This is a genomic window from Leifsonia sp. Y878, from assembly GCF_057669685.1.
Window position 1 is genome coordinate 206,770 of record NZ_JBYHFS010000003.1, and the last position, 26,076, is coordinate 232,845.

The following is a 26,076-nucleotide window of genomic DNA, read 5'->3' on the forward strand; positions in this document are numbered from 1 at the left end:
GGGGAACTCGCTAACTGTCATTTTGGGCCTCTTTCAGGCCGTGGTACCACTGCAATACCCGGCGCTCGACGAACTGGAAGATGAGGGCAAGCGCCAGGCCGATCAGGCCGAGCACCACGATGCCGCTCCACATCTCTGGGATGGCGAAGTTGCGCTGGAATGCCACGATTGTGTACCCGAGGCCAGACGACGAGGCGAACATCTCTGAAATCACCATGAGGATGAGGCCGATCGACAGGCACTGGCGCACCCCGGTCATGATCTGCGGGCTCGCGCCGGGCAGCACAAGGTAGCGCACCCGCGCAAAGCCGGTGATGCCGTAACTGCGGCAGTTGTCTGAGAGGGTGGCATCGACGCTCCGCACCCCTTCGACCGTATTGAGCAGCACCGGCCAGATCGAGCCGGAGATGATGACGGCGATCTTCATCTGGTCATTGACGCCGATGATGAGCAGCAGCAGCGGTACAAGCACGGGCGGAGGGATGGCGCGAAAGAACTCGAGCAGCGGCTCCAGGAGCTTCCGTAAGAACTGGCTCGACCCGATCAGCACGCCGAGTGCAACGCCGAAGACGATGGCGCAGATCAAGCCGATGGCCAGGCGGCCCAGACTCGGGAGCACGTCCTCCCAGAACCGCTCGCCCGACCAGGTGACCCAAAACGTCTCAACGAGCTGGCCCGGCTTCGGCACATAGAAGTTGGTGGATCCGGCGGTGAGAATTGCCCAGAGCGCGATGAGGATGACGGGGAGGCCGATGAAATACGCGATCCGCTTGAGCATGCTCATACGATCACCTCTCCTCGAACGGATTGATGCCAGGCCAGGACGCGTCGTTCGACAGCGCGGGCGACAAGGTTGATCAGAACCCCGATCATCCCGGTCGCGAGCACCAGGGCGTACATCGAGGTGACGGCGCCCCCGGCCTGGGTGTCAGCGATCTGCTTGCCGAGACCTGGCGTGCCGATGATCAGTTCGGCCGTGATGGCGAGGATCAGGGCCACGGCGGCGGCCAGGCGAAGGCCTGTCATCAGGTAGGGGAGGGTCGTCGGCCAGACAACGTAGCGGATGCGTGCCAGTCGGCCGAGCCCGTAACTCCTGGCGGTGTCGTCAGCAACTTTGTCGACATCCGCTATGCCGTACAGCACCTGGAGCAACACCTGCCAGAACGCCGCGTAGACGACGAGCAGGAGGGTTGATTCGATCCGTTGGCCGAACAGGAGCACGGCCAGGGGGATGAGGGCGACCGACGGGATGGGCCGGAGGAACTCGATCGTGGTGTGGGTGGCGCGCCGCAGGAATTGGCTGGAGCCGATGATGAGGCCGATCACGACCGCCGCGATGCTGGCAATGGCCAGGCCGAGTGCCCAGCTGGTCATGGTGTCGGCGACGTCGCCCCAGAACTCCGGTTCGACGAGGTACTGGCCGAGCTGGGCCAGTACCTCGCTGGCCGGCGGCAGGAACCGTTCGTTGACCAGGCCGAGCCGCGGGGCGGCTTCCCAGATAAGCAGGAACAGGATGATTCCGCCGGCACCGAGGGCCAGGCTGGATGCCCGGGTGATGCCGGCGGAGCCACGTGGCTTGCGCCTCTGACTCTGGTCACTGCTACTACTCATACTGGGAAGCCACTTCGTTGTGTGTATCCGGTGATGGGCGATGCGACGGGCTACGGCAGGAAGGTGCTCATATCCGGTGCGCTCTTCAGGACACCGTACTTGGCGGCGGCCTCACCCAGCTTCTCTGTCGCGTCGGCGTCGATCTCGGTCGGGAACGAGGGGAGGACGATCGTCGCCAGCACGTCGGCCGGTGTCTTGGTGTACGTCGCGATGATGGCGCGCACCTCGTCGGGGTTGGCCTCTGCGTATTCGAGCGACTTCTTCATGGCGCTCTGGAACTTGGAGACGAGCTCAGGATCGTTGTCGACGGTGTCGGACGTGGCGAAGTAGCCGGCGACGTTGAGGTTCGGGTCGAAGTCGGCGTATGCATAAGAGACCACGCGATCGCCGGCGGCCAGGGCGGCCGTGACGAAGGGTTCGACGACGTAGGCTGCATCGACCTGCTTGTTGGCGACGGCAGCGCCGGCATCGGGGAACGCGACCTCGACGAATTCAATGGTGGATGAGTCTCCACCGTCTTCGTCGACAAGGGTGCGCACGACGGTGTCGTTGATGTTACCGAGGCTGTTGCTGGAGACCGTCTTGCCTTCGAGGTCCTTCATCGAGGTGATGGGGGAGTCCCCTGGCACGATGACCGCGCCGAAGTCGCTTTCGGTGTCGCCGGTCGAGGCAACGGCTGCACTGACGACCTGGAGCGGAAGCCCCTTCTCCTCGGCAACCATGAGCGAGAGCAGGTTGCTGAAGCCGAACTGGTAGTCACCGCTGACCACGGATGGCACGATGGCCGCGCCGCCCGTCGCTGTCTCGATGGTGACGTCCAGGCCCTCATCGGCGAAGAAACCCTTGTCAACGCCGAGGTACAGGGCTGCGGTATCTGCGATGGGGATGACGCCGACCTTCACGGCGATGGGAGCGGCGTCAGAGGCGGCATTCGACTCTGGCGTATCGGCGGGCGTGTTTGAGCACGCGCTCAGGGCGATGAGGGCCGCAGAGGCGAGTCCGATCACAAGCGTTTTCTTCATGACACTCCATTGTGTTGAGGCTGTTGTGTGAGGGAGCTAAGGGTGTGCTACGAGATTGTTGACAATTATGTTACGACTTTGTAGCGTGTGTCCAGTACCAATTTCTGCTTCACGCCATTCGCACCTGCATCTCACCTATCTCACCGAGGAGATTCCATGACCGAGCCTGGTCCGCTGCTTGCCATCACCGCTCACCCTGGTGACTTTGTCTGGCGGGCCGGTGGCGCACTGGCCCTGGCCGTGTCACGCGGACAGCGTGCCGTCATCGCCTGCCTGAGCTATGGGGAGCGGGGGGAGTCCGCCAGCCTGTGGCGCGCAGGGAAGAGCATGGACGAGGTCAAGGCCGTACGTCGGGAAGAGGGCGAAGTCGCCGCTTCCCATCTCGGCGCAGAGGTGCGGTTCTACGACGCCGGCGACTATCCGCTGGTGGAAACCCCTGAACTGCTCACCCAGCTGGTCGAGCTCTACCGTGAACTGCAGCCGAGCGCCGTACTCACCCACACGCCGGGCGATCCGTACAACGTCGACCACCCTGCCGCCGGCGAGATCGCGCGCAAGGCACGCATCCTCGCCCAGGCGGCCGGTGTGGTCGGGGCCGGCGATGTCATCGGCGCTCCGCCGGTGTTCTGCTTCGAACCGCACCAGAGCGAGGTCTCCGGCTTCGTGCCAGACGTACTGCTCGACATCACGTCCGTCTGGGAGACCAAGCTCGCCGCCATGCAGAGCCTGGGCGCCCAGGGGCACCTGGTCGAGTACTACAGTGACCTCGGACGCCGAAGAGGTGTGCAGGCCAAACGCAACAGCGGGCCGAATCTCGGGTTACCGGTCAATACATTCGCCGAGGCGTACCAGCGGGTCTATCCGCAGGTCACCTCAGAGCTGGCTTAGGGGGAAGCGGATGTCGCAACACCTCGTTGTGCGCACCATCGACCGCGCTGACCAGGAGACGATCGACGGACTCGCCAGCGTCGGTGTCGCAACCGCGCACGAAGCGGCTGGTCGTATCGGACTCCTCGGACCAGAGATCCAGGCCAGACAGGACGGCGCGGCCATAGCCGGCAGCGCGGTCACCGTCTCTGCTCACCCCGGCGACAACCTGATGATCCACGCCGCCGTTGAGGTGTGCAGGCCAGGAGACATCCTGGTCGTCACCACAACGTCGCCGTCCGTGCACGGCATGTTCGGCGACCTTCTGGCGACGTCGTTGCTCGCGAGAGGGGTGCGCGGCCTCGTGATTGATGCCGGAGTGCGCGACATCGCCACCCTGCGTGAGATGGGCTTCCCGGTCTGGTCGCGTGCCGTGCACTCGCAGGGCACCGTCAAGGCGACGCCGGGTTCTGTGAACGTGCCCGTCGTGTGCGCCGGCCAGCTGATCAACCCCGGCGACGTGATCATCGCCGACGACGATGGGGTGATGCGGGTGGACCGCGTCGACAGCGCTGCAGTGCTCGCCGCCTCCGAAGCGCGGGTGGCAAACGAGGCGACCAAGCGCCGGAAACTGGCCGATGGCATCCTGGGCGTTGATATGTACAGCTTGCGCCCGCTGCTGGCCGAGCTCGGCGTGGAGTACGTCGACCGCCTTCCCGCTCGCGAGCTCTGATGCCAGACACGATGGTCGTTGCCGTCCTGGGGCTCGGTGAGGCCGGTCGCGTCCTGGCCGATGGCCTCGGTGCGACGGCCAGCGTGAGTGGCTACGACCCCGCGGTTGCGCCCGAATCCACCCGGTACACGACGGCGTCCTCTGCCGTCGAGGCCGTGGCAGGCGCCGCGGTCATCTTCGCCCTGACCGCTGCTCCTGATGCCGTCTCTGCACTGGAATCGGTGCTTGGGGCGGCCAGCCCCGGTGCTCTCTACGTTGACTTCTCCAGTTCGAGCCCGCACCTGAAGGCCGACCTCGCCCGCACCGCGAGCGAACACGGCATCAGCTTCGTCGACGCGGTGTTGATGGCACCGGTGACATTGGCCGGGCTGGCGACCCCTGTGCTGGCGTCCGGCCCCGGCGCAGACCGGCTGGCCGATGAGCTCGCCCCGCACGGCATGGTGATCGAGTCCCTGGGTGGCGAGGCTGGGGCGGCCGCAACGCGGAAGCTTCTTCGCAGCATCGTGGTCAAGGGCGTCACCGCGCTCCTGGTCGAGTCGCTGCGCACGGCGGAGGCCTATGACCAGCTCGACTGGTTCTCCGACCACGTCACAGAGACCCTGACCGGATTGACCCCTGCGGTGCTCGGTCGGCTCCTCGACGGAACCATGCAGCACAGCGCTCGCCGCGTGCACGAGATGCAGGCGGCCGTTGAGATGGTGGAGGGAGAAGGCATCTCTGCGGTGATGACGCGTGGCACCGTTGAAACGCTCATGTCGGTGGGCGCCGTCAGCATTCCACGGGGCGGTGTGCTGCGATGACCGCGTCCGGCGAGGCCGATGGCATCCCGTGCATGCTCATGCGCGGAGGCACCTCGAAGGGGGCCTACTTTCTCGCCGATGACCTGCCAGCGGATGCCGTAGAGCGCGACGACCTGTTACTGCGCATCATGGGTTCGCCCGATCCGCGGCAGATCGACGGAATTGGCGGCGGGCATCCGCTCACCAGCAAGGTCGCGGTGATCTCCCGCTCTGCCGAGCCGGACATCGACATCGACTACCTGTTCCTGCAGGTGCAGGTCGATGCGCCGCTGGTGTCTGACCAGCAGACCTGTGGCAACCTCCTGGCCGGGGTGGCGCCGTTCGCGCTCGAACGCGGGCTGCTGCCGGCGCTGGGCGGGGGAGCGGATGCCGTCACTGCCGTGCGCATCCGCATCCTGAACCGCGGTGGGGGCACGGCAACCGCGCGCGTGTCGACCCCGGATGGACGGGTGAACTACGCCGGCGATGTGCTGATCGACGGGGTGCCGTTCCCTGCCGCAGGGGTGCCACTCGAGTTTCCGAGCACTGGCTCGCCGCTGCTGCCGACCGGCAATGCCAGGGACACGTTCGCGGGGGTGGAGGTCACCTGCGTTGACGCCGGTATGCCCGTCGTGTTGCTGCGAGCAGAGGACCTCGACGTCTCCGGTGCGGAGAGCCCCACAGAGCTTGAGGAGAATGGCACGCTCACTGCGCTGGTTGAGGAGATCCGGTTGCTCGCCGGCCCCGCGATGGGACTCGGTGATGTGCGCGACAGCACGGTGCCGAAGATGTCCATTCTGTCGGCGCCCCAGCACGGTGGCACCCTGTCCACCCGCACGTTCATTCCGAAGCGGGTGCATACCTCCATCGGTGTCGTCGGCGCCATCTCGGTGGCCGCTGGCGCGCTGGTGCCCGGCTCTGTCGCCGCGGACCTGGTCGGTGCGCGCACGGCTAGCGGGGCATTCCGCATCGAACATCCAACCGGGTACTTCGACGTCGAGGTCGAACTCGCGACGCACACTGGTGAGCTACAGCTCACCAGGAGCGCCGTCATCCGCACTGCTCGCAAGCTCTTCGACGGCCGCGTCTGGCCCCGTACGCAAGGACACTGACACCGTGACAGACAGCCCCGCAACCGCTCCACTCGTCGACATCGCTGCGCCGAAGCTGACGCACGACCCTGCGCGTTCCCGCGACATCGCGCACGTGGGGCCGATCGAGCTGTACACGCCTGTGCTGGAGGAATCGCGCGATTTCTTCGTGAATCTGATGGCGTTGCGTGAGGTGTACCGCGACGCAGAGTCGGTGTACCTGCACACCTGGGATGACTACCAGAGCTATACCGTGCGGCTTATCCAGCGGGAGGCGGCCGGCATCGGACGCACGTTCCTGCGGGCAGCGAGCCCCCAGGCGCTGGATCGCGAAGTCGCCGATATCGAGGCCAGCGGCAGGGGGATGGGATGGGACACGTCGGTGCGCGGGCTCGGACCCGTCTACCTGTTTGACGACCCTGACGGCCACCCGATGGGACTGTACTGGGAGGTCGAGCGCTACCAGGCAGACGACTCAGACCGGCCGGCCCTGAAGAACCAGGCGGCCGCCTTCCCCGGGCGCGGCGCGAATGTGCGCAGGCTCGACCACGTCAATTACCTGACGGGCGATGTGCCGCCGGTTGCCGATTTCCTCGGCGATGTGCTTGGCGCTCGCTGCACGGAGCGGATCGTCACGGACGACGGTGAGCCGGCAGCGATCTGGTACTCCGTCTGCAACAAGTCATACGACCTCGTCTACACGGGCGACTGGACGGGAGCCTCAGGGCGGCTGCACCACGTCGCCTTCGCGACGGACACCCGCGAGGACATCCTGCGGGCGGCAGACGTGTTCCTGGAGGCCGGCATCCACATCGAGACCGGCCCGCACAAGCACGCCATCCAGCAGACGTTCTTCCTCTATGTCTGGGAGCCGGGCGGCAATCGCATCGAGCTGTGCAACGCCGGCGCGCGGCTGATACTGGCGCCGGACTGGCGAACCGTCAGCTGGACGGCTGCCGAACGCGCGAAGGGTCAGGCCTGGGGCCTGAAGACGATCGACACGTTCCACACGCACGGCACGCCGGTCGTCCCTGTCTAGAGGTCGGCGGGTCTAGACGTCGGCGGTGCGCAGCGGGTCTGAGAGGGTTCTGGTCAGCTGGGCGAGGTGGCTGCGCATGGCCTGCTCTGCGGCATCCGGATCACGCCGCACGATGGCATCGACGACGGCGCTGTGCTCCGCGAACGATTTCTCCGGCCTGCCCGGCTGCATGATGGTGCGGTAGTGGTACCGCACCAGGTGTGAATTGAGGTTGGCGACGAGGCGCGAGGCCGTCGTGTGCCCAGCCAGCTCCATGATCTCGCTGTGCAACTGCATGTTGACCTCTGAGGCGCCCATCAGGTCATCGGCGTCGAGGCGTGAGCGGATGTCGGAGACGAGCGCATTCAGACGGGCGAGGTCGGCATCGGTGGCGAGCTCTGCGGCCTTCCGCGCGGCGAGTCCTTCGAGCAGGGCGCGCACCTCGTAGATCTCGATCGCCTCTGCCTCGCCGATGAATCGCACCCTGGCTCCGCGGTTGCGTTCGTGCTCGACGAGCCCTTCCTGCTCGAGGCGGACGAGTGCCGTGCGCACCGCGCTGCGCGACGCGGCGTAGCGGGCGCTGAGGTCGGCTTCGACCAGGCGCTCATTGGGGTGCAGCTGCCCGGTCGCAATGGCGTCGCGCAGCTGCTCGTAGATATCGACACTCATGGCTTTGATCGTAGTTCCAGTTGTGACCGTTGCTCTGACATGCGGGCGTGTTCGCTGCGGTGTCGAGCAATGGCACCGCTGGCGCGGCGCAGCGATGCTAGAACGGCGGGATGCTGGCGTCCGGTTCGACCGAGACCGAGACTAGGACCGGGACCGAGACCGAGACCGAGCCTGTAGGCAGAGCGGTTGGCCCGATCTCGTTCTCAGGTTCGGTGTCGTACTTGTTGCCGGTTGGTGATGTCCAGTGGAGGATTCCGTCGTCTGCCTGGCTGACCTGCCAGCCGATTTCGTGTTTGTCGCGGTGGTTCTTCGCGCAGAGGCAGGCCATGTTCGTCAGCCTTGTCTCGCCCTGGTAACCGTTCTCCGCGAATGGAACAGTGTGATCGATATCGCTCTGCCTGGCCGCCCGGTTGCAGCCGGGAAACCGGCAGGTGCCGTCCCGTAGCTGCAATACCGTGCGGAGATCGGCTGGCGGCCGGTAGCGATCCCGCCCCACGGACAGGAATGCTCCGGTCTCGGGGTTGGTGAGGATGCGGAGGAAGCTCGTCGCGTCGCCGACCAACTCCTTGGCGGTGTCGAGGTCGATCGGCCCGTAGCCCTCGAGGATGGCGGGTTCGTCGCTTCGCCCAAGGAGCGTCAGTGCTGGCACCAGGATGGCGACATCGGCTTTGATGCCACGAGTACCAGCACCAGCACCGTCGCTATCACCGCAGTCCGAGTCGAGGATGAGATCGACGAGTACGTCTGCCTTCAACTGCGTCAGCGTGCGGGACTCATCCGAACCCTGCAAACTCATCGCGAAGTTCGTCACCCGGTTCACGATCGCCTGTCCTTTCGCTGCCGGCAGGAATGCGCTGACCCAGCACATACCGTCCTGGGCGGGTTCGAAGAATACCGCTCGGTCCGCGACGCTGCGCTCATGCCGAGCGGTGATTGACTCCGCGTCGAGCCGTTCCCGCACTCGCCGGGTCTTCTGCGCGAACTTCGCCACGGTGAGCCGGCCGGCATCCGGCAGCACGGCCCCCTCAAGGGCAGCCGTGTTCTCCGGGGACAGCCCGATGCTCTGGTCGACGAGGGTGGTGGCGTGCCGGTAACTGATGTCCCCGGCCTGCAACACGGCCAGGGTGGTGGGCAGCTGGTGCACGAGGATCTTGCTGACGGCGATCGTCGTTTCCATGGTGCGCTCCGGCACGCGGAACGCGCAGGCCAGTTCGGTGACGAGCAGCCGCTCGTTCGCCCAGGCCTGTTCGACTAGTGGGGCGGTGATCGGGGCGGTGGTCATGGATTCGCTAGTCAGGCGGGCCCGGTCGATCGCGACGGCCTCTTCCGCCGCGATCGTCGCGAGGCTCCGATGTAATCGGGCGGCCTCCTCGACTTCTCTGCCGAGTTGTTTCATGAGGGGGTTCATGCCCTGAATTATCCTCGGCACCACCGACATTCTTAGGTAACAGAAATAAGCCCTGATCTGGGTATTCTGCTGTGGACAACTGTCGCGAGGGGTGACATGTGGAGGAGGCCTCTCTGGCGCCGGCCGAGAGGTCTCGAGACGCTCGCTGGCGCTCGCTCCTCGACCACCGGGGGTGGGTTCCATGTCGAGCTCAGCACGTTTCGAGATCGGCGCGCGTGGTGTCGAGGCCCGACCTCGTCCCTCAGGCGTTCGTCGTCAGCCGAGGTCGTCGTTGGGCGGGAACCAGCGTGCGGCGGGAGCAATGCGATACGTGGCCGTGCGTGTGTCTGTGCTGATGCACGTGCCCGTCCCCGACGCCAGCACCAGTGGCGTCTTCTCCGCCAGGTAGTGCTGCAGGGCGCGCTGCTCGTGCTCAATCGGCGGATGCCCGCCGGCGCGGATGACGCGCCACCACGCGACATCCGCTCCGTAGTGCGACATCACCTGGCCCACGAGACGAGCACCGCGTGAGCCGAGTACAGCCGCGACATCCCCATAGGTCATCACGCGGCCGGCTGGAATTGAGTCGACGATGTCGAGCACGCTGGCCACGAACGGGCTGTCGGGGCCGAGGCGCATCGCTGGGGGAGGGCGCTAGAGTTCGAGCGCGCCGATGGTCTCGCCGTACTGGGTCTCGCCGACGTCGGTGAAGCCGATGCGGTGGAAGAACGCTTCAGGGCCGTCTTCGCCCGGCTCCCAGATGACGGTGATGCGGTTGAAGCCACGCTTCCGCGCTTCTTCGGCGAGGGCGTGCGCGGCAAACTTGCCGACACCCTGGCCCTGCGCGTCGGCGTCGACGTTGATGCGCCAGATGCAGGCGCGCAGTTCTTCCTGGGGAGACTCTGGGTCGAAGTTGCCGTGAATGAAGCCAACGACCTTTTCTTCGCTCAGCACAACGCGCTGCCAGGAGGTGGCCGGGTTGATAGTCGACGCGGCGACGGAGTACGTGACAGGGGCGATGAATTGCTCCTGGCCGGGCTTCAAGCTCAGGTTGTTGGCAGCAACGATGTTGCGTGCGGACAGTTCTTCCAGTCTCAGCTCAGGCATGTGAACAGGCTAACGTGCCGGTGGGGCTGGTGGTAGTCGTCCGTAGGGATGACATCTGCCGTTCACAGCGAATCCTTGCTACTTCACCGCAAACCTTAGACGACGCACAGCGGATGTTTGGCTGCATTCAGCTGAAAACTGTCTCGATGTCGAGATACTTGACTGGCTCAGGTAAGCTTGACGCTGGCCAGCGCGGCCCACTTTCCTGAGGAGAAATAATTGTCGAAGATCAAGGTTGAAGGCACAGTCGTCGAACTCGACGGCGACGAGATGACCCGCATCATCTGGCAGGCCATCAAGGACACGCTCATTCACCCGTACCTCGACATCAACCTCGAGTACTACGACCTCTCGATCCAGAAGCGTGACGAGACCGACGACCAGATCACGATCGACGCGGCCCACGCCATCCAGAAGCACGGCGTTGGCGTCAAGTGCGCGACGATCACCCCCGACGAGGCACGCGTCGAAGAGTTCGGCCTGAAGAAGATGTGGCGCTCGCCGAACGGCACCATCCGCAACATCCTCGGCGGCACGATCTTCCGCGAGCCGATCATCATCAGCAACATCCCGCGCCTGGTTCCCGGCTGGAACAAGCCGATCATCATCGGCCGTCACGCGTTCGGCGACCAGTACCGCGCCACCGACTTCCGCTTCGAGGGTGAAGGCACCCTCACCATGACGTTCACGCCGAAGGATGGCAGCGAGGCCCAGTCGTTCGAGGTCTTCCAGTCACCGGGCAGCGGCGTCGCCATGGGTATGTACAACCTGGATGACTCGATCCGCGACTTCGCTCGTGCATCGCTCAACTACGGCATCTCCCGCAACTACCCGGTCTACCTCTCGACCAAGAACACCATCCTCAAGGCATACGACGGTCGCTTCAAGGACCTGTTCCAGGAAGTCTTCGACACCGAGTTCAAGGCTGCGTTCGAAGAAGCAGGGCTGACCTACGAGCACCGTCTCATCGACGACATGGTGGCATCCGCCATGAAGTGGGAGGGCGGCTACGTCTGGGCCTGCAAGAACTACGACGGCGACGTGCAGTCCGACACCGTTGCACAGGGCTTCGGCTCGCTCGGCCTGATGACCTCCGTGCTGGCCACGCCAGACGGAAAGGTCGTCGAGGCTGAGGCTGCTCACGGCACCGTGACCCGTCACTACCGCCAGCACCAGCAGGGCAAGCCCACGTCGACCAACCCGATCGCGTCGATCTACGCCTGGACCCGTGGGCTCGCGCACCGCGGAAAGCTGGACAACAACGACGCACTCATCGAGTTCTCGCACATCCTCGAGGATGTCGTCACCAAGACCGTTGAGAGCGGCAAGATGACCAAGGACCTCGCGCTCCTGGTCGGACCTGACCAGGCGTACCAGACCACCGAAGAGTTCCTCGCGGCCATCGCGGAGAACCTGCAGGCTCGCCTGGCGTAGTTCGTCTCTCGTCACGGTCGCTTCGCACCTGTGACACCCCGAAGGGCCTCGATCGATTCGATCGGGGCCCTTTGTGTTGCAGTGCGTCGTGAGTGAGGACACCGAGGCGAGCCTGTCCTCGCTGGCGCAACCCGCCACGAGTGACGACACTGGAGTCATGCGAGAAGTGCTCTCACTCATGCGTCGGTATCCGCTGGTCGCGGCGACCATCGTCATCGGCATCCTTGGCCTGGTGCTGTGGGCGATCGGATTTACCGAGCCGATCCCCTGGATTTTCAGCCTCTTTGCGCTTCTGGTGGCGGCCAGGTCGTTCATCGACATGCTCAGGGAGCTGAAGAGCGGCAGCTGGGGAATCGACATCCTCGCCGTCACGGCGATCATCGCCACCGTGCTCGTCGGCGAATACGTGGCCAGCCTGCTCATCGTGCTCATGCTCACGGGCGGCGAGGCGCTGGAGGATTATGCGGCCGGCAGGGCCAAGCGTGAACTGACTGCGCTGCTCAGTCGGGCGCCACAGATCGCGCACCGGATCGGCAGCACCGAAACCGGCAGCACCGAAACCGGCAGCGTCGAAACTGGCAGCACCGGTACCGGCAGCGTCGAAACTGGCAGCGGCGAAACGGATGTCGAAGACGTGCCGGCCACGCAGGTGCGGCCAGGAGACATCCTGCTGCTCCGCCCCGCAGAAATCGTTCCCGTCGACGGCGACCTCCTCTCGCCGAGCGCGTCCTTCGACGAGTCGTCGCTGACCGGGGAAAGCATCCCCGTTGAGCACGTCACCGGCGACAGTATCCTGAGCGGGTCGATCAACGGCCAGTCAGCGGTGACGATGCGGGCGACGGCCTCGGCCGCGAACAGCCAGTACCAGCGCATCGTCGCCCTGGTCGCAGAGGCCTCTGAGAGCCGCGCACCCGTTGTGCGCCTGGCCGACCGCTACGCGGTGCCATTCACGGTCGTGTCCCTGCTGATCGCGGCGACGGCCTGGATCGTCACCGGTGACCCCGTGCGCTTCGCGGAGGTGCTCGTCGTTGCCACGCCGTGCCCGCTGCTCATCGCAGCTCCCGTCGCATTCATGGGTGGCATGAGCAGGTCGGCTCGCAACGGCATCATCGTGAAGGGCGGGGGAGTGCTCGAGCAGTTGTCTCGCGCCAAGACGGTGGTCTTCGACAAGACCGGCACCCTCACGTATGGGCAGCCGTCGATCAACCGCATCAACCCGGCCGGTGCCGTCGCCGAACGGCCAGATGCCGAGAGCGAGCTGCTGAGGCTGGCCGCATCCGCTGAGCAGTATTCGTCGCACGTGTTGGCGGCGTCGATCATCGCCGAAGCCCACGCCCGCGGACTCGCGCTCGAACCGGCTGATGCAGCCAGCGAGGTGGCCACCAACGGCGTGGTGGCGAGGATCCACGGTCGCGAGGTGGCCATCGGCAAATTCGCCTTCATCGCCCAGCGGGCGAGCGATGCTGTTACGACCGAACTGCAGAGCGGAGAACTGGCCATTTACGTCGCCGTCGATGATTCCTTTGCCGGCAGCATCGTGGCCAGCGACCGGGTGCGTGACAACGCGCGCGCCACCATCGAGAACCTCGCCGCTCACGGCGTGCGGAACACCATGATGCTCACCGGCGATGCCCGCGTGACGGCGGAGCACATTGCCAAGGATGTCGGCATCGACCAGGTTCAGGCAGAATGCCTCCCCAGCGACAAGGTCGACACCGTGCGCGGGTTGACCCTTCGCCCGGTCATCATGGTCGGCGACGGCGTGAATGACGCCCCGGTGCTGGCCGTTGCCGATGTCGGCATTGCGATGGGGGCTAAGGGTTCGACAGCGGCCAGCGAATCAGCGGATGTCGTCATCATGCTCGATGACATCTCCCGCGCCGCCCGCGCTGTCATCATCGGGCAGGACACCGTGCGCATCGCCCTGCAGAGCATCTGGCTCGGCATCGCGCTCAGCATCGGCCTGATGATCATCGCGGCATTCGGCCTGATTCCGGCCACGATCGGCGCCTTGCTTCAGGAGCTGGTCGACCTCGCCACGATCCTGAACGCACTGCGGGCCATCGGTGCGCGCCGCGATGCGGCCGGGAAGCTGCTGCCGAGCCCCAGCCCGTCGCGCGTGCCAGCAGCCCGGTCGTGAGGCGCGCGTCGCATCCGCTCGGTACCAATTCGCCGGTACGACGTGAGAGATTCCTCAGGATCGCCGTTTGGTTAGAGCACGAAGTCGTCGTCCGTTGGCTCCGCCTTCGGCGGGGCAACACGTCCGGCTGGCTCGTGAGTCACGCTCTCCCGCACGGCTTCCTCGTGTCCGGCGCCCTGCTTGCCCGTCGTGTATGACGAGGTGACCAGGATCGGCATGTGGTCGCTCGTGCCACGAGCCAGCGTCTCGATGTTGTCGATGGTGAGACCGACAGACGTGGCGAGGTCGAAGTGGCCACGGAAGAACTTGTATCGCGTGTACGTTCGGTTGTCGCTCAGTGTGAGGTCGTAGCCAGACTCCTTGACTCGATCGCTGAGGTGCGCTTTGAAGATTGGGTAGTTGTAGTCGCCGACCATGAGAGTGGGCAGTCCTGGGCCCAGCAGCCGCAGCTCGTGGAGCGCCGTGTGGATCTGCTTGCGCCGCAGGGAGTTGAGCGCCGTGAGTGGCGCGGCGTGGAAGGAGGCGACGACAAGTTCGCGTTCGGCTTCCCTGTCAATGAGGCGCGTGCCGATGAGGCGCTCGTGGGCAGGCTTCAGCACACGGTCGTGCAATGACTTCTTGAGCTCGAAGGCCTGTGTGGTGACAGCGTCGAACCTGTCCTTGCGGTAATACACGGCAAGGCCCAGCCGGTTGCGGCTCGTGGAGTCTGCCAGGTGCAGGTTGCCGATCTCTGCCGGGAGGTCGACGGTGTCGCATTCCTGCAGGCAGAGAACGTCTGGCCGGTAGTCCTCTGTCAGTGCGACTAGTTCGCCGACTGCGCGGTTCTTGCGGAGGTTATAGCTGATGACCCTCACGAACGACCTGCCTCAATTCTTGTAACGAGTTGCGTGTAACGAGTTGCGTGTAACGAGTGGTGCCTGCGCATGACGTGCGTGCGGTGAGCCAGCATACGACGATTACCTCTGAACTGGCAGATGCCGGGCGCACGAGTACGACATTCCCGCCCTCTCTCGAATCGCGAACCTGGCGCGACCACCCGTGCAGTGTGACTGCCGAATGTTACAACTGGGTAAAGAACCCGAATCGGCGGATCTTTTTCTTGCCTTCCTTTAGTTCGTAAGCTTTACTAACAAACATGACGGCAACGGATGCCCAACGACTGATTCACAGTCGGGCGCTACGCACCACCTCCAAGGTGTTGCCGGAGCATGCCCGTGGGCATAACCGCGCTCTCGTGCTGCAGACCCTCTATCACGCCGGGTCCCAGAGCAGGGCCGACCTGGCTCGCGAGACGGGCCTGACGCGGGTGACCATCTCCGACCTGGTCTCTGACCTCATCGCCGACAAGCTCGTCATTGAGCTCGGGCAGCGCGAGTCAGTGCGTCCTGGCAAGCCGGCCACCCTCGTCGACATCGACAGGGCAGCCTTCCAGATCATCTCCCTCGACCTGTCGGAGCACCGGATGCTGCGCGGCGGCGTCCTCAGCCTCGACGGCACCGTGCTGGAGCGATCAGAGGTCGCACTCGGGGCTGCGACGGGCGACAGCGCGGTAGCCCAGGTGATCGCCCTGCTCGATGCGGTGATCGCGCTCGCCACGGCTCCAATCCTTGGCGTCGGCATCGGGTCCCCAGGCATCGTCGACCTCGATGGTGTCGTGCGCAGCGCCCCAAACCTCGGCTGGGAGAACCTGCCGCTCTGCGCGCTTCTCGAGCAGCACACCGACCTCCCGGTCATCGTTGCCAACGACGCGAACGCCGCCGTGCTCGCTGAGCACAGCTTCGGGGGAGCGGATCACGACCTCCTGCTGGTCAAGGTCGGTCACGGCGTCGGTGCCGGGCTCATCATCGGCGGGCGCCCGGTCTTCGGCGGCCGGTTCGCAGCCGGTGAGATCGGTCACGTGGTCGTCGGCACAGACGGTGGTCCGCTGTGCGCCTGCGGCAAGACCGGTTGCCTCGAAGCCTGGCTGGCCGCTCCCCGCCTGACCCAGGAGATCAAGCTGGCCATGGCATCCGCTGACCAGGCGAATGCGGCAGAGGCCCGTGACCACATTCTTGCGGAAGCAGGCCGACGCCTCGGCATCGTGCTCGCTCCCGTCGTCGGCGCCCTCAACCTGCACGAAATCGTGTTGAGCGGCCCCACCTCACTTCTTGATGGGCCGCTGGCAGCGGCAACCATCGAGACGCTTCGAAGCAGAACCATGGTCGATTTTCACAGCGACCTCACGCTTCGGATGACCTCGCAAGGAGCGGACATCGTACTTCGCGGCGCAGCCGTGATGGTCTTGTCCGGCCGACTCGGGGTTTCTTAACACAGCTTTTCCCTGCTCCACTCGGTGTGGCATCCGCATACGCCGGCAATCCAAGAAAGGAACCTCTCATGAAGAGAAAGCTCATCACGCTCGCCGCAGTGGCGACAGCGTCCGCCCTCGTTCTTGCAGGATGCTCCTCCGCCGCGCCTGGCGATGACGCCAGCACAGACGGCGCAGGCAAGACAATCACGTTGTGGCTGGCGGGCGGCGACACTCCAGACACGCTCCGGGACTACCTGAAGACGGAGTTCAACAAGGAGACCGGCGCAACACTGAATATTCAGCAGCAGGACTGGGGAGACCTCGTCACCAAGCTGACGACCTCGCTCCCAGACGCCAACAACACGCCGGATGTCACGGAGATGGGCAACACGCAGTCGCCAACGTTCACGAACGTCGGTGCGTTCCTCGACATCTCCGACATGTACGACGAGCTCGGCGGCGACAAGCTGCTGCAGTCCTTCGTTGACGCCGGCAAGGTGGGCGACAAGAACTACACGCTGCCGTACTACTTCGGGTCGCGTGCCGTCTTCACTCGCTCAGACGTGTGGGAAGCTGCCGGCGTTGCCCAGCCCACCACGCTCGATGAGTTCAACACCGCGGTTGCAGCCGTCAACGCAGCCAACCCGCTGAACATCCCCGGCTTCTCTGGCTTCTATCTGGGGGGACAGGACTGGCGGAACGGTATCTCCTGGATCTTCGCCAACGACGGAGAGCTCGCCACGGTGAAGGACGGCACCTGGACGTCGACACTCGCGTCTGAAAACACCCAGAAGGGCCTCGAGCAGCTTCAGGAGCTGTACAACACGGCGTCCAACGCGCCGAACGACGCCAAGGACTCCAACCAGTACATCTACCTGAACGACAGCGACGAGATCAAAGACGCCGACGGAAACGTCACGTCGAGCACCTCACTTTCCGCCGCGACGATCATGGCGCCGACCTGGGCGCACTGGTCGATCGGAACGCTGGGAACGGATGCCGACGGCAAGGCCACCCGCACCTGGGATGACACCAAGAACGCCGTCTTCGCACTGCCGGGCAACGATGGCAAGCCGGCACCGGTCTTCGCCGGTGGCTCCAACATCGGTATCTCCGCCACGAGCAAGAACCCTGAACTGGCTAAGACCCTTCTGAAGATCATCTACTCAGAGGACTACCAGACCATGCTCGGCGAGAACGGCCTCGGCCCGGCAAACAGCGACTACGTGAACTCACTCGGTGACGACCAGTTCGCACAGGCACTGATCGAGTCAGCCTCCAACTCGAAGCTCACCCCTGCAGCACCCGGGTGGGCAACGGTCGAAGGGTCGCTCGTGATGGAAGAGTTCTTCAGCAAGATCAAGGACGCACCCGACCTGAAGGCGCTCGCCACCGAGTACGACAAGAAGCTGACCCCGATGTTGAACGGCAAGTAACACCGCACCACGCCGTCGTTGGTTGAGGAGGCCGTTCACGGCCGTCTCGAAACCTCGTGATGGTTTCGAGACGGGCCTGGCGGCCCTCCTCAACCAGCGACGTGTCAGTCACCACATGAAAGGAGGGACAGCGTGACAACGCAGAACCTCGTGTTGGCCGAGAGGCCACGCAGGAAAAGGGGCCGATTCACCCCCTACCTGCTCATCGTCCCCGCCATCGCCATCCTCGTGCTGGCACTCGGCTATCCGCTGGTCTGGCAGTTCGTCACCTCGATGCAGAAGTTCGGCCTTGCCCAGCAGTTCGGGCAGCCCCCTGAATTCGTCTGGTTCGACAACTACATCACCCTCTTCACCGACCCGTACATGTGGGCAGTCGTCGCCAGGTCTGTGGCGTTCTGCCTCGTCACCGCCGGCGTCACCATGGTCGTCGGCACCCTGCTCGCGCTGCTGATGAACGCCGTCAACGCCGTGGTGCGCATCACCCTGCAGATCGCCATGCTGCTGGCATGGGCGATGCCCGTCGTCGCGGCCATGACGGTCTGGAACTGGCTCATCGACTGGCGTCGTGGCGTGCTCAACTCGGTGCTGGTGAGCATGGGCCTCGACTTCCAGAACCACAATTGGCTGGCCGAACCGCTTTCCTTCTTCTTCATCGCCATGGTGATCGTGGTCTGGATGAGCGTGCCGTTCGTGGCTTTCTCCATCTATGCCGGCCTGACACAGGTGTCAACCGAGGTGCTGGAAGCGGCCCAGATGGACGGCGCGCGGCCCGCGCAGCGGCTGCGGTTCATCATCGTGCCGATCATCCGTCCCGTGCTTGCGATCATCATGCTGCTGCAGGTGATCTGGGACCTGCGCGTCTTCACCCAAATTCGGTTGTTGCAGGATGCCGGCTCGATCGCATCCGAAACCAACCTGCTCGGCACGTACATCTACCAGCTCGGCGTTGGCTCCAGCGACTTCGCCATGGCCAGCGCCGTCTCGATCTTCGTGCTGATCCTGACCGTCGCACTCAGCTGGTTCTACGTGCGCAGCATGCTCAAGGAGGACGAATCATGACCTCAGAACTGACCTCGCCCCGCACCGAAGATGGTGCAGCGGGCACAGCGCCCGCGCGACAGGGTTATCGCCCTGCTGGCGCCAGTGGAACCCAGGGGGCACGGAGCGGCAACCGCCGTTTCAAGCCCACCAAAGTACTCCTCGGCGTCGTCGGGATCGTCGTCTCGCTCATCTGGGTGTTCCCGGTGTACTGGATGGTCAACTCGTCGCTGCTGCCGAACGTCGTGCTGCAGAACACCACACCGACCTGGCTGCCGTTCGGCGGATCCCTCGACAACTTCGTCGCGGTCGTCGAGGGGGGAAGCTTCCTGCCTGCGCTCGGCATGAGCGTGGCGATTGCGTTCATCACTGTGACGTTCTGCCTGCTGTTCGCCTTCTTCGGCGCACTGGCAATCAGCCGGTTCCGATTCAGGGGGCGGAAGTCGTTCGTGCTCGCGGTGCTGCTGATCCAGATGCTGCCGGCCGAAGGCCTGTTCATCGCCCAGTACAAGCTGATGGGCAGCCTCAACCTGCTCAACTCCATCGTCGGCGTGAGCATCATCTACATTGCCGCCGTTGTGCCATTCACGATCTGGATGCTGCGCGGCTTCGTCGCCGGCGTGCCAGCCGACCTCGAGGAGGCCGGCATGATCGACGGGCTCAGCCGTACGCAGGCGTTCATGCGAATTACGTTCCCGTTGCTGGCCCCTGGGCTCGTGGCATCCGGTGTCTATGCGTTCCTGCAGGCCTGGAACGAGTTCACGGTGGCGCTGGTGTTGCTGCAGAACAATTCAGACCAGACGCTGCCGCTGTGGCTGCGCGGCTTCATCCAGGCCAGCGCGAGCAGGGCGATCGACTGGGGCCAGGTCATGGCCGCATCGACGCTGGTCGCCGTACCCGTCATCATCTTCTTCCTCTTCGTGCAGGGGCGGATGACCAGCGGGCTGGTCAGCGGGGCGGTCAAGGGTTGAGCCTCGTGGACACGGCGGTGGAGCGCGACGTGCTGCGTCGACAGATCGCCACAACACTCATGCCCGGCTTCGTCGGCACCACCCTCCCGGCCTGGCTGGAGCGTCGCCTGCGGGGCGGACTCGGTGCGGTGTGCATCTTCGGGCCCAACATCGTCTCGCGCACGCAGCTGCGTCGGCTGACGGCTGAGATCCTGGCCGCGAATCCGAATGCCGTCATCGCCATCGACGAGGAGGGTGGCGATGTCACCCGGCTGTACTACGAATCGGGGTCGCCGTACCCCGGCAACGCCATTCTTGGTCGACTCGACGATCTGGAGCGCACCGAACGCGTCGGGCGCATGGTCGGCTGGGATCTGCGGCAGACCGGCTGCACCCTGACATTCGCACCGGATGTCGACATCAACTCCAACGCGGACAACCCCGTCATCGGGGTGCGGAGCTTCGGCACTGACCCTGAGCACGTGGCTGCCCACAGCGCGGCGTGGGTGCGCGGGCTGCAGTCGACGGGCGTCGCGTCGAGCCCGAAGCACTTCCCTGGCCACGGCGACACCGCCCAGGACTCGCACCTGGCGATGCCGGTTGTCGATCTGACCCTCGCTGAGCTGCAGGAGCGGGAGCTGGTGCCGTTCAGGGCAGCGATCGCCGCGGGTGCTCTGACCGTCATGACGTCGCACATTCTGCTGCCCCAGGTGGATCCGGTGTACCCGGCCACGCTGTCCAAGCGCATCCTGCTCGGATTGCTGCGCGACGAACTCGGCTTTGACGGCGTCATCGTGAGCGATGCGCTCGACATGGCAGGGGCAAGCGCGCAGCTGGGCATTCCGGCTGCGGCTGCCGCAGCGCTGGCCGCCGGCTGTGACCTGCTCTGCATCGGTACAGAGAACACCGACGCCCAGCTCGATGAGATTGAGGCTGCGGTGCTCGGCGCGATCGAGTCCGGCGAACTGGACACCGACCGGGTGGCCGAGGCCGCCGCGCGAGTGCTCGCCCTGGCAGAGACGACACGGGCCGCTGCGGTGGAGCTGCCGATCCCGGCCGGCGTGAATTCCGTCGATGAGCCTGAGTTCGACATCCGCTTGATCGTGGATTCGTTTGCGGTGAATGAGGCGGCGGCGACCTGGCTGGCTTCCGCCCCTGCGGCCTACTCGGTGGTGCGGCTCGAGACGGTCGCGAACATCGCCGTTGGAGTGGCACCGTGGGGGCCATTCGCCGAGGCGGCGGAGCACCCAGAATCTCCGTCGGTCGAGGCGTGGGCTTCGCACCCGGTCGTGACCTGCACGGTCGACAGTGAACGCGAGATCGTGCTCGCCGGCCTGGCCCCGGTGCTCGTGATCGGCAAGGACAACCACAGGCACGAATTCGCCAGGGCGATCATCGATCGGCTGCGAGCAGAGGGGCGCGAGGTACTTGTCGTCGACATGGGCTGGCCCTCTGATGACCTGGCGTACGCCGATATCGCCACCTTCGGGGCGTCGCGGCTGGTGGGCCGAGCACTGTTGGCGCTGCTGGTAAATACCCCCGTTGATTGAGGAGCGAGCGCCAGCGAGTGTCTCGAAATCTGTCGGCCGATCCCTGCGCTATGGGTCTCGAGACGGCCGCTGCCGGCCTCCTCGACCAACGGGGCGGTGGTTTGTTTCCACCAACGACGCCGCGCAGCGGCGCCACCGGGCGAATTCTGGCCGGCGACGATGTGATTGATTCTGATTGGTAAAGATAGGATTAGCGCAAGGAAAGTCAGAGTTATGTGGTTGGAGTTGGGTAATGGCTGAGGTTGTCGTTGTAGAAAATGAGTGGGCAGCCGGTGAGCTGATTGCAGCATCCATTCGGGATTTGATCGCGCACAAGCCGGATGCCGTGCTCGGCCTGGCCACGGGGTCAACGCCGCTGCCTGTTTATCGCGCGCTCGCAGAGTCGTTTGCGGCCGATCCTCTCGACGTATCCCGCGTGCGCGGCTTTGCGCTTGACGAGTACGTTGGCCTGCCGGCCGGACACCCGGAGAGCTACCGCGCGGTCATCACGCGCGATGTCGTTGAGCCCCTCGGCCTGACCGCAGCGAACATCCACGTGCCGAACGGCGACCTGGCCACCATCGCCACCGCTGGCGACGACTACGAGCGTGCGATCACCGAAGCCGGTGGGGTCGACGTGCAGATCCTCGGGATCGGTCGCACCGGCCACCTCGGTTTCAACGAGCCCGGATCGTCGTTCGCGTCGACCACCCGCATCAAGACGCTCACCGAGAAGACCAGGGAAGACAACGCACGGTTCTTCGATTCCCCCGACGACGTGCCCATGCACTGCATCACCCAGGGACTCGGCACCATCCTGCGGGCCAAGCACCTCGTGCTGCTCGCGTTCGGTGAGGCCAAGGCCCACGCGATCGCTGAGGCCGTCGAGGGTGCGCTCTCTGCCAGCCAGCCGGGCACCGCGATCCAGCTGCACCCGCGGGTGACGGTCGTGGTCGATGAGGCCGCAGCCAGCCAGCTCGCCAACCTGCCGTATTACAAGCACGCCTGGGCGCACAAGCCCGCCTGGCAGGGCATCTAGCCGCACCTGTAGCCGCCTGGGCAGCCGTTCGCCGGCTGCTCGGGTTGTGGGTTACGAGACCAACCGCTCATGTGGGTGGTGACCGGAGTGCTCCGGCTCACCGACGTGATCGGGCTCGTTGATCTCGGCCCACACCGCATCGAGGGAGAGGCCGACGACATCCGCGATGGCGGCGATCGTCGGGAATGCAGGGGTCGCCACACGGCCAGACTCGATCTTCCGGAGGGTCTCCGGGGACACTCGGGCGTCGAGCGCGGTCTGGAGCATCGAACGCTCGCCCCTGGCTCGCCGCAACAGGGCCCCAAGGCGCTCTCCACGCTCGACCTCTGCGGGAGTAAGCGGCAACCTGACCATGGCTCCGATTCTAGTACCGGGATAATATGGCCGGTATAGTTATTGGTTCCACGAGGAAGGCACCGCATGATCGAGATACTGAACCCCACTGAACTGGCCAAAGCGAAGGCCACAGGCGGCCTGGTCGCCGACATCCTGCAGGCCATGAAGAGTCGCAGCGCAGTCGGCACGAACCTCCTCGACATTGATCGGTGGACCAAGGCCATGATCATCGAGGCCGGAGCGCAGTCCTGCTACGTGGACTACGAGCCCTCCTTCGGACGCGGGCCGTTCGGCCACTACATCTGCACGTCCGTCAATGACGCTGTGCTCCACGGACTGCCACACGACTACGCGCTTGCCGACGGCGACCTGCTGACCCTGGACCTCGCCGTCTTGCTCGGCGGAGTCGCCGCAGACTCTGCCATCAGCTTCATCGTGGGCGAATCGAAGCCCCCGGAGAGCGTCGCGTTGATCAGCGCGACCGAACGCGCGTTGAGCGCGGGAATTGCCGCCGCAGGACCAGGCGCTCGCATCGGCGACATCTCGCACGCCATCGGTACGGTTCTCAGCGAGGCCGGATACCCGATCAACATGGAGTTCGGCGGTCATGGCATCGGAACGACGATGCACCAGGACCCCCATGTCTCAAACGACGGGCGGCCCGGCCGCGGCTACACGCTGCGCCCTGGGCTGTTGCTCGCGCTGGAACCGTGGGTCATGGTGGACACCGCTGAGCTCGTCACCGATGCTGACGGGTGGACGCTCCGTAGTGCGACAGGCTGCCGCACAGCGCACAGCGAGCACACCATTGCCATCACCGACGACGGAGCCGAGATCCTCACCCTGCCGACAAAAGCGCCCCTGCACCCCTGAGAGCCCGAGCGATTACGCTGGTCGGATGAGATCTTTCCGGCACGGCGGCACTGATATCCGCCGAGTCGGGTCGAAGCCGCGGTTGCCCCGCGATGTCTACGTGCTGGGCGTCATCTCCTTCTTCGTGATGGTCGGCTTCGGCGTCGTCATCCCCGTGCTGCCCGTGTACGTGCGCAGCTTCAACGTCGGAAACTTCGAGATCGGCGCTGTCGTCTCTGCGTTCGCCCTGATGCGTCTCGTGGCGAGCCCGTTCTGCGGTCGGCTGATCGACTGGATGGGCGAACGCCTGGTACTGGCCATCGGAATCGGCATTGTCGCGGTATCAAGTGGCCTGGTCGGCATCGCGGCCAACTATCCGCAGCTGCTGGTCCTCCGCGGGGTCGGCGGCATTGGCTCTGCGATGTTCACCGTCGCTGCGATGACCATGCTCCTCGGCTCCACCTCGCCAGCGCTGCGGGCCAGGGCCATCGGCTTCTACCAGGGCGGATTCCTGCTCGGCGGCATGGCAGGCCCGGCCATCGGCGGGCTGCTCGCCACAATCTCTCTCACCGCACCGTTCTTCTTCTACGCCGGCACACTGGCGATTGCCGGGATCATCGGGCTGGTCCTGCTCAGGCCGCGCACTCTGCACCACGACGCGGCAGCGGATGCCGAGGCCGCCGTCCCGATCCCCTTCCGGATGGTGCTCACCGATCGCCGGTACCGGGCAGCGTGCGTGGCCAACTTCGCGCAGGGCTGGACCTCGTTCGGGGTGCGGAGCTCTCTCATCCCTGTGCTCATCGTCGAGGTGTTGAACGGCCCAACGGCGTGGACGGGCATCGCCTTCGCGATTGCGGCCATCGCCCAGACGATCGCCCTGGCTCCCGCAGCCCGCTTCATCGACACGGTGGGGCGGAAACCTGCCATCGTGGGTTCCTTCGCGGCCGCAGCACTCATCATCGTCGCAGTGCCGTTTGCGCCGAACATCGGCGTGCTGACCGTGCTGCTGTGCCTCTACGGGATCGCGTCGGCGTTCATGGGCACCGCGCCTGCCGCAGCCGTGGGGGACGCTGCAGGGTCGCGAAGTGGTCGCGCTGTCGCGGTGTTCTCGATGTGCGCAGACGTTGGAGCTATCGTCGGTCCGCTGGCCGCAGGGCTGCTCGCCGACACGTTCTCATACCCCGTGGCGTTCGGGGTGGGCGGGCTGCTGTTCCTGGCGGCATCCGCTTACGCACTGCGGATGCCGAGGGACGTGCTCAGGCCGGTGGCGGCACCTGCGGACTAGCGCAGTTCCTTGCGGCCCGAGATGATGCCGCTTGCCGTCGCGACGACAGCGAAGACGACGGTGATGATCGGCTGGCCGAGGTCCCACCACGCTAGCGCTGCTGCGCCGAAGACGAAGATCTCCACGATGGCCTTGCCGAACGGGTCGAGCTTGAAGACGGCCTTGGGGGAGCGGAACAGCGCCCACACCAGGATGGCGAAAACGGGCGCGCCGATGCCGATGAGTATGCCGGGCCATGGCAGCGGCCAGGCGACGAAGCCCCAGATGCCGAGGCTGACGAAGGCGAACAGTTCGAGGATGAACCGGAGAATGTCGTTGGCGCCGATCTTGACGGGCGCTGGTGTGTCTGTCACTCGATAATTCTACGGGGGCTAGCGGAAGATGATGGTGCGGGCGCCGTCCTGCAGCACGCGGTTCTCCGCGAACCACTTCACGGCCTGCGTGAGGGTGCGGCTCTCCTCGTCCTGGCCGATGGCCACGAGTTCTGCCGGGCTGCGAGAGTGGTCGACGCGTACGACGTTCTGCTCGATGATCGGTCCCTCGTCGAGGTCGCTGGTCACGAAGTGCGCCGTCGCGCCGATCAGCTTCACGCCGCGGGCGTGTGCCTGCCGGTACGGGTTCGCGCCCTTGAAGCCGGGCAGGAACGAGTGGTGGATGTTGATGGCCATGCCCTCAAGGCGCGTGCAGAGCTCTGGGGAGAGGATCTGCATATAGCGAGCGAGCACAACGAGCTCGATGTCGTGTTCCTCGATCGCCTCGATGACGCGGGCTTCGAAGGCGGCCTTGCTGGCGGCATCCGTTACGGGGTGTGACTCGAATGGCACCCCGTAGAAACCGACGAGGTCGCGCAGCGTGCCGTGGTTGCTGAGCACCAGCGGCACTTCGACGGCAAGCTGGCCGCCACGCTGGCGGAACAACAGGTCGTTGACGCAGTGCGCGGCCGTCGAGGCCAGCACCAGGGTGCGGAGCGGGCGCCCGACGACGTCGACGATGGCGTGCATGCCGTAGTGCTCGATGACGGGCGCGAGGGCTGCTTCGATCTCGGCGCGGTCTGCGGGGGACTCCACCTGAAGTCTGATGAAGAACCGGCCGGTGTCCGCACTGGAGAACTGCTGGCTCTCCGTGATGTTGCCGCGGGCGCTGACGATGGCACCGCTGACCGCGTGCACGATTCCCGGCTGGTCGGCACATACGAGTGAGATCACCCAGTGGTGGTGAGCGCCAACCGAAGCGGATGCGATGAGCGACGAAGTGTCCATCCAGCCAGATTACCGGCCCAGGCCATTCCAAGGACCGCACAGCGACTTCTCGAACACACCGGGACTTCTCGAACTCACAGCGACTTCTCGAACACACAGGGAGCGTCGGGTAGGCTACCCAGTGGTTGGCGCAACTCGTTGGCCCCGGGCGCGCACGTTGGCGCGCAGTCGATTTTGGGCCTGTCTGTGACGGGCGTGCAAGAT

At 65.1% G+C, this 26,076-nt stretch carries 26 protein-coding genes; 15 read left to right on the plus strand and 11 right to left on the minus strand.

From position 1 onward, the window contains the following. Positions 1–10: 10 nt before the first annotated feature. From AC25Y4_RS12075 to AC25Y4_RS12085, 3 genes are read right to left on the minus strand one after another with little or no spacing between them, the layout of a single operon-like run. Positions 11–784, minus strand: a complete 774-nt coding sequence (locus AC25Y4_RS12075; RefSeq protein ID WP_488120662.1) for an ABC transporter permease — start codon at positions 782–784, stop codon at positions 11–13. Further along, the gene (locus tag AC25Y4_RS12080) at positions 781–1,611 is read right to left on the minus strand and encodes an ABC transporter permease (RefSeq protein ID WP_488120663.1); all 831 of its coding nucleotides are present in this window, start codon (positions 1,609–1,611) and stop codon (positions 781–783) included. The genes AC25Y4_RS12075 and AC25Y4_RS12080 overlap by 4 nt, the downstream gene beginning before the upstream one ends. Positions 1,612–1,661: 50 nt before the next feature. Further along, complete coding sequence (locus tag AC25Y4_RS12085) at positions 1,662–2,633, minus strand: ABC transporter substrate-binding protein (protein WP_488120664.1); 972 nt, start codon at positions 2,631–2,633, stop codon at positions 1,662–1,664. 156 nt (positions 2,634–2,789) lie between these two features. Between AC25Y4_RS12085 and AC25Y4_RS12090 the strand changes: the two genes are divergently transcribed. From AC25Y4_RS12090 to AC25Y4_RS12110, 5 genes are read left to right on the plus strand one after another with little or no spacing between them, the layout of a single operon-like run. Next, entirely contained in the window at positions 2,790–3,521 is a 732-nt protein-coding gene (locus tag AC25Y4_RS12090; protein WP_488120665.1) for a PIG-L deacetylase family protein, read from the plus strand. A 10-nt stretch (positions 3,522–3,531) separates the two neighbouring features. Then, positions 3,532–4,233 carry a 4-carboxy-4-hydroxy-2-oxoadipate aldolase/oxaloacetate decarboxylase gene (locus tag AC25Y4_RS12095; RefSeq protein WP_488120666.1) on the plus strand — a complete coding sequence of 234 codons (702 nt, stop codon included), beginning with the start codon at positions 3,532–3,534 and terminating at the stop codon, positions 4,231–4,233. After that, on the plus strand, positions 4,233–5,033 hold the full coding sequence (locus AC25Y4_RS12100) for an NAD(P)-dependent oxidoreductase (RefSeq protein ID WP_488120667.1): 801 nt from the start codon (positions 4,233–4,235) through the stop codon (positions 5,031–5,033). The genes AC25Y4_RS12095 and AC25Y4_RS12100 overlap by 1 nt, the downstream gene beginning before the upstream one ends. Next, positions 5,030–6,124, plus strand: a complete 1,095-nt coding sequence (locus AC25Y4_RS12105) for a 4-oxalomesaconate tautomerase (protein WP_488120668.1) — start codon at positions 5,030–5,032, stop codon at positions 6,122–6,124. Before AC25Y4_RS12100 ends, AC25Y4_RS12105 begins: the two co-directional genes overlap by 4 nt. Positions 6,125–6,128: 4 nt before the next feature. Further along, positions 6,129–7,142, plus strand: coding sequence for a VOC family protein (locus AC25Y4_RS12110; RefSeq protein WP_488120669.1), 1,014 nt, complete (start codon positions 6,129–6,131; stop codon positions 7,140–7,142). A gap of 12 nt (positions 7,143–7,154) precedes the next feature. Here AC25Y4_RS12110 and AC25Y4_RS12115 read toward each other — a convergent pair whose 3' ends face one another. From AC25Y4_RS12115 to AC25Y4_RS12130, 4 genes are all read right to left on the minus strand, one after another. Then, complete coding sequence (locus tag AC25Y4_RS12115) at positions 7,155–7,790, minus strand: GntR family transcriptional regulator (protein ID WP_488120670.1); 636 nt, start codon at positions 7,788–7,790, stop codon at positions 7,155–7,157. A gap of 97 nt (positions 7,791–7,887) precedes the next feature. Beyond that, positions 7,888–9,198, minus strand: coding sequence for an HNH endonuclease signature motif containing protein (locus AC25Y4_RS12120; RefSeq protein ID WP_488120671.1), 1,311 nt, complete (start codon positions 9,196–9,198; stop codon positions 7,888–7,890). Between the two features lie 255 nt (positions 9,199–9,453). Next, a complete protein-coding gene (locus AC25Y4_RS12125) occupies positions 9,454–9,816 on the minus strand; it encodes an MGMT family protein (RefSeq protein ID WP_488120672.1) in 363 nt (120 codons plus the stop codon). A gap of 15 nt (positions 9,817–9,831) precedes the next feature. Then, positions 9,832–10,284 (minus strand): GNAT family N-acetyltransferase, encoded by a 453-nt coding sequence (locus AC25Y4_RS12130; RefSeq protein WP_488120673.1) that lies wholly within the window; start codon positions 10,282–10,284, stop codon positions 9,832–9,834. Positions 10,285–10,503: 219 nt separating this feature from the next. Here AC25Y4_RS12130 and AC25Y4_RS12135 point away from each other — a divergent pair, with 219 nt between their 5' ends. Then, complete coding sequence (locus AC25Y4_RS12135) at positions 10,504–11,718, plus strand: NADP-dependent isocitrate dehydrogenase (RefSeq protein ID WP_488120674.1); 1,215 nt, start codon at positions 10,504–10,506, stop codon at positions 11,716–11,718. 157 nt (positions 11,719–11,875) lie between these two features. After that, complete coding sequence (locus AC25Y4_RS12140; protein WP_488120901.1) at positions 11,876–13,858, plus strand: heavy metal translocating P-type ATPase; 1,983 nt, start codon at positions 11,876–11,878, stop codon at positions 13,856–13,858. A 71-nt stretch (positions 13,859–13,929) separates the two neighbouring features. Here the strand turns inward: AC25Y4_RS12140 and AC25Y4_RS12145 are convergent, their stop codons facing one another. Further along, positions 13,930–14,712, minus strand: coding sequence for an endonuclease/exonuclease/phosphatase family protein (locus AC25Y4_RS12145; protein WP_488120675.1), 783 nt, complete (start codon positions 14,710–14,712; stop codon positions 13,930–13,932). A 281-nt stretch (positions 14,713–14,993) separates the two neighbouring features. On the opposite strand from AC25Y4_RS12145, the gene AC25Y4_RS12150 reads away from it, so the two are divergent. The 6 genes from AC25Y4_RS12150 (at position 14,994) to AC25Y4_RS12175 (ending at position 22,140) form a co-directional block, all read left to right on the plus strand. Then, positions 14,994–16,166: an ROK family transcriptional regulator gene (locus tag AC25Y4_RS12150; protein WP_488120676.1), complete on the plus strand. Its 1,173-nt coding sequence runs from the start codon at positions 14,994–14,996 to the stop codon at positions 16,164–16,166. A 68-nt stretch (positions 16,167–16,234) separates the two neighbouring features. Continuing rightward, complete coding sequence (locus tag AC25Y4_RS12155) at positions 16,235–17,584, plus strand: extracellular solute-binding protein (protein WP_488120677.1); 1,350 nt, start codon at positions 16,235–16,237, stop codon at positions 17,582–17,584. A gap of 132 nt (positions 17,585–17,716) precedes the next feature. Beyond that, positions 17,717–18,643: a carbohydrate ABC transporter permease gene (locus tag AC25Y4_RS12160; RefSeq protein ID WP_488120678.1), complete on the plus strand. Its 927-nt coding sequence runs from the start codon at positions 17,717–17,719 to the stop codon at positions 18,641–18,643. Continuing rightward, positions 18,640–19,593, plus strand: a complete 954-nt coding sequence (locus AC25Y4_RS12165) for a carbohydrate ABC transporter permease (protein ID WP_488120679.1) — start codon at positions 18,640–18,642, stop codon at positions 19,591–19,593. Before AC25Y4_RS12160 ends, AC25Y4_RS12165 begins: the two co-directional genes overlap by 4 nt. A gap of 5 nt (positions 19,594–19,598) precedes the next feature. Continuing rightward, positions 19,599–21,122, plus strand: coding sequence for a glycoside hydrolase family 3 protein (locus AC25Y4_RS12170; protein WP_488120680.1), 1,524 nt, complete (start codon positions 19,599–19,601; stop codon positions 21,120–21,122). A gap of 232 nt (positions 21,123–21,354) precedes the next feature. Beyond that, the gene (locus AC25Y4_RS12175) at positions 21,355–22,140 is read left to right on the plus strand and encodes a glucosamine-6-phosphate deaminase (RefSeq protein ID WP_488120681.1); all 786 of its coding nucleotides are present in this window, start codon (positions 21,355–21,357) and stop codon (positions 22,138–22,140) included. Positions 22,141–22,191: 51 nt separating this feature from the next. Here the strand turns inward: AC25Y4_RS12175 and AC25Y4_RS12180 are convergent, their stop codons facing one another. Next, positions 22,192–22,494, minus strand: coding sequence for a helix-turn-helix domain-containing protein (locus tag AC25Y4_RS12180; RefSeq protein WP_488120682.1), 303 nt, complete (start codon positions 22,492–22,494; stop codon positions 22,192–22,194). A 66-nt stretch (positions 22,495–22,560) separates the two neighbouring features. Here AC25Y4_RS12180 and map point away from each other — a divergent pair, with 66 nt between their 5' ends. Then, a complete protein-coding gene (map, locus tag AC25Y4_RS12185) occupies positions 22,561–23,349 on the plus strand; it encodes a type I methionyl aminopeptidase (protein WP_488120683.1) in 789 nt (262 codons plus the stop codon). Positions 23,350–23,374: 25 nt separating this feature from the next. Next, positions 23,375–24,613, plus strand: coding sequence for an MFS transporter (locus tag AC25Y4_RS12190; RefSeq protein ID WP_488120684.1), 1,239 nt, complete (start codon positions 23,375–23,377; stop codon positions 24,611–24,613). On the opposite strand, the gene AC25Y4_RS12195 is transcribed toward AC25Y4_RS12190, so the two are convergent. After that, a complete protein-coding gene (locus tag AC25Y4_RS12195; RefSeq protein ID WP_488120685.1) occupies positions 24,610–24,966 on the minus strand; it encodes a YrdB family protein in 357 nt (118 codons plus the stop codon). The genes AC25Y4_RS12190 and AC25Y4_RS12195 overlap by 4 nt on opposite strands. A gap of 18 nt (positions 24,967–24,984) precedes the next feature. Further along, positions 24,985–25,872 carry a formyltetrahydrofolate deformylase gene (gene purU, locus AC25Y4_RS12200; protein WP_488120686.1) on the minus strand — a complete coding sequence of 296 codons (888 nt, stop codon included), beginning with the start codon at positions 25,870–25,872 and terminating at the stop codon, positions 24,985–24,987. Positions 25,873–26,076 lie beyond the last annotated feature (204 nt).

Coding starts and splice junctions, on each gene's coding strand:
- AC25Y4_RS12165 (WP_488120679.1), top strand. CDS start 18,640: ATGACCTCAGAACTGACCTCGCCCCGCACCGAAGATGGTGCAGCGGGC.
- AC25Y4_RS12085 (WP_488120664.1), bottom strand. CDS start 2,633: ATGAAGAAAACGCTTGTGATCGGACTCGCCTCTGCGGCCCTCATCGCC.
- AC25Y4_RS12115 (WP_488120670.1), bottom strand. CDS start 7,790: ATGAGTGTCGATATCTACGAGCAGCTGCGCGACGCCATTGCGACCGGG.
- AC25Y4_RS12080 (WP_488120663.1), bottom strand. CDS start 1,611: ATGAGTAGTAGCAGTGACCAGAGTCAGAGGCGCAAGCCACGTGGCTCC.
- AC25Y4_RS12120 (WP_488120671.1), bottom strand. CDS start 9,198: ATGAACCCCCTCATGAAACAACTCGGCAGAGAAGTCGAGGAGGCCGCC.
- AC25Y4_RS12100 (WP_488120667.1), top strand. CDS start 4,233: ATGCCAGACACGATGGTCGTTGCCGTCCTGGGGCTCGGTGAGGCCGGT.
- AC25Y4_RS12075 (WP_488120662.1), bottom strand. CDS start 784: ATGAGCATGCTCAAGCGGATCGCGTATTTCATCGGCCTCCCCGTCATC.
- AC25Y4_RS12190 (WP_488120684.1), top strand. CDS start 23,375: ATGAGATCTTTCCGGCACGGCGGCACTGATATCCGCCGAGTCGGGTCG.
- AC25Y4_RS12130 (WP_488120673.1), bottom strand. CDS start 10,284: ATGCCTGAGCTGAGACTGGAAGAACTGTCCGCACGCAACATCGTTGCT.
- AC25Y4_RS12125 (WP_488120672.1), bottom strand. CDS start 9,816: ATGCGCCTCGGCCCCGACAGCCCGTTCGTGGCCAGCGTGCTCGACATC.
- AC25Y4_RS12155 (WP_488120677.1), top strand. CDS start 16,235: ATGAAGAGAAAGCTCATCACGCTCGCCGCAGTGGCGACAGCGTCCGCC.
- AC25Y4_RS12180 (WP_488120682.1), bottom strand. CDS start 22,494: ATGGTCAGGTTGCCGCTTACTCCCGCAGAGGTCGAGCGTGGAGAGCGC.
- map (WP_488120683.1), top strand. CDS start 22,561: ATGATCGAGATACTGAACCCCACTGAACTGGCCAAAGCGAAGGCCACA.
- AC25Y4_RS12095 (WP_488120666.1), top strand. CDS start 3,532: ATGTCGCAACACCTCGTTGTGCGCACCATCGACCGCGCTGACCAGGAG.
- AC25Y4_RS12105 (WP_488120668.1), top strand. CDS start 5,030: ATGACCGCGTCCGGCGAGGCCGATGGCATCCCGTGCATGCTCATGCGC.
- AC25Y4_RS12090 (WP_488120665.1), top strand. CDS start 2,790: ATGACCGAGCCTGGTCCGCTGCTTGCCATCACCGCTCACCCTGGTGAC.
- purU (WP_488120686.1), bottom strand. CDS start 25,872: ATGGACACTTCGTCGCTCATCGCATCCGCTTCGGTTGGCGCTCACCAC.
- AC25Y4_RS12150 (WP_488120676.1), top strand. CDS start 14,994: ATGACGGCAACGGATGCCCAACGACTGATTCACAGTCGGGCGCTACGC.
- AC25Y4_RS12175 (WP_488120681.1), top strand. CDS start 21,355: ATGGCTGAGGTTGTCGTTGTAGAAAATGAGTGGGCAGCCGGTGAGCTG.
- AC25Y4_RS12140 (WP_488120901.1), top strand. CDS start 11,876: ATGCGAGAAGTGCTCTCACTCATGCGTCGGTATCCGCTGGTCGCGGCG.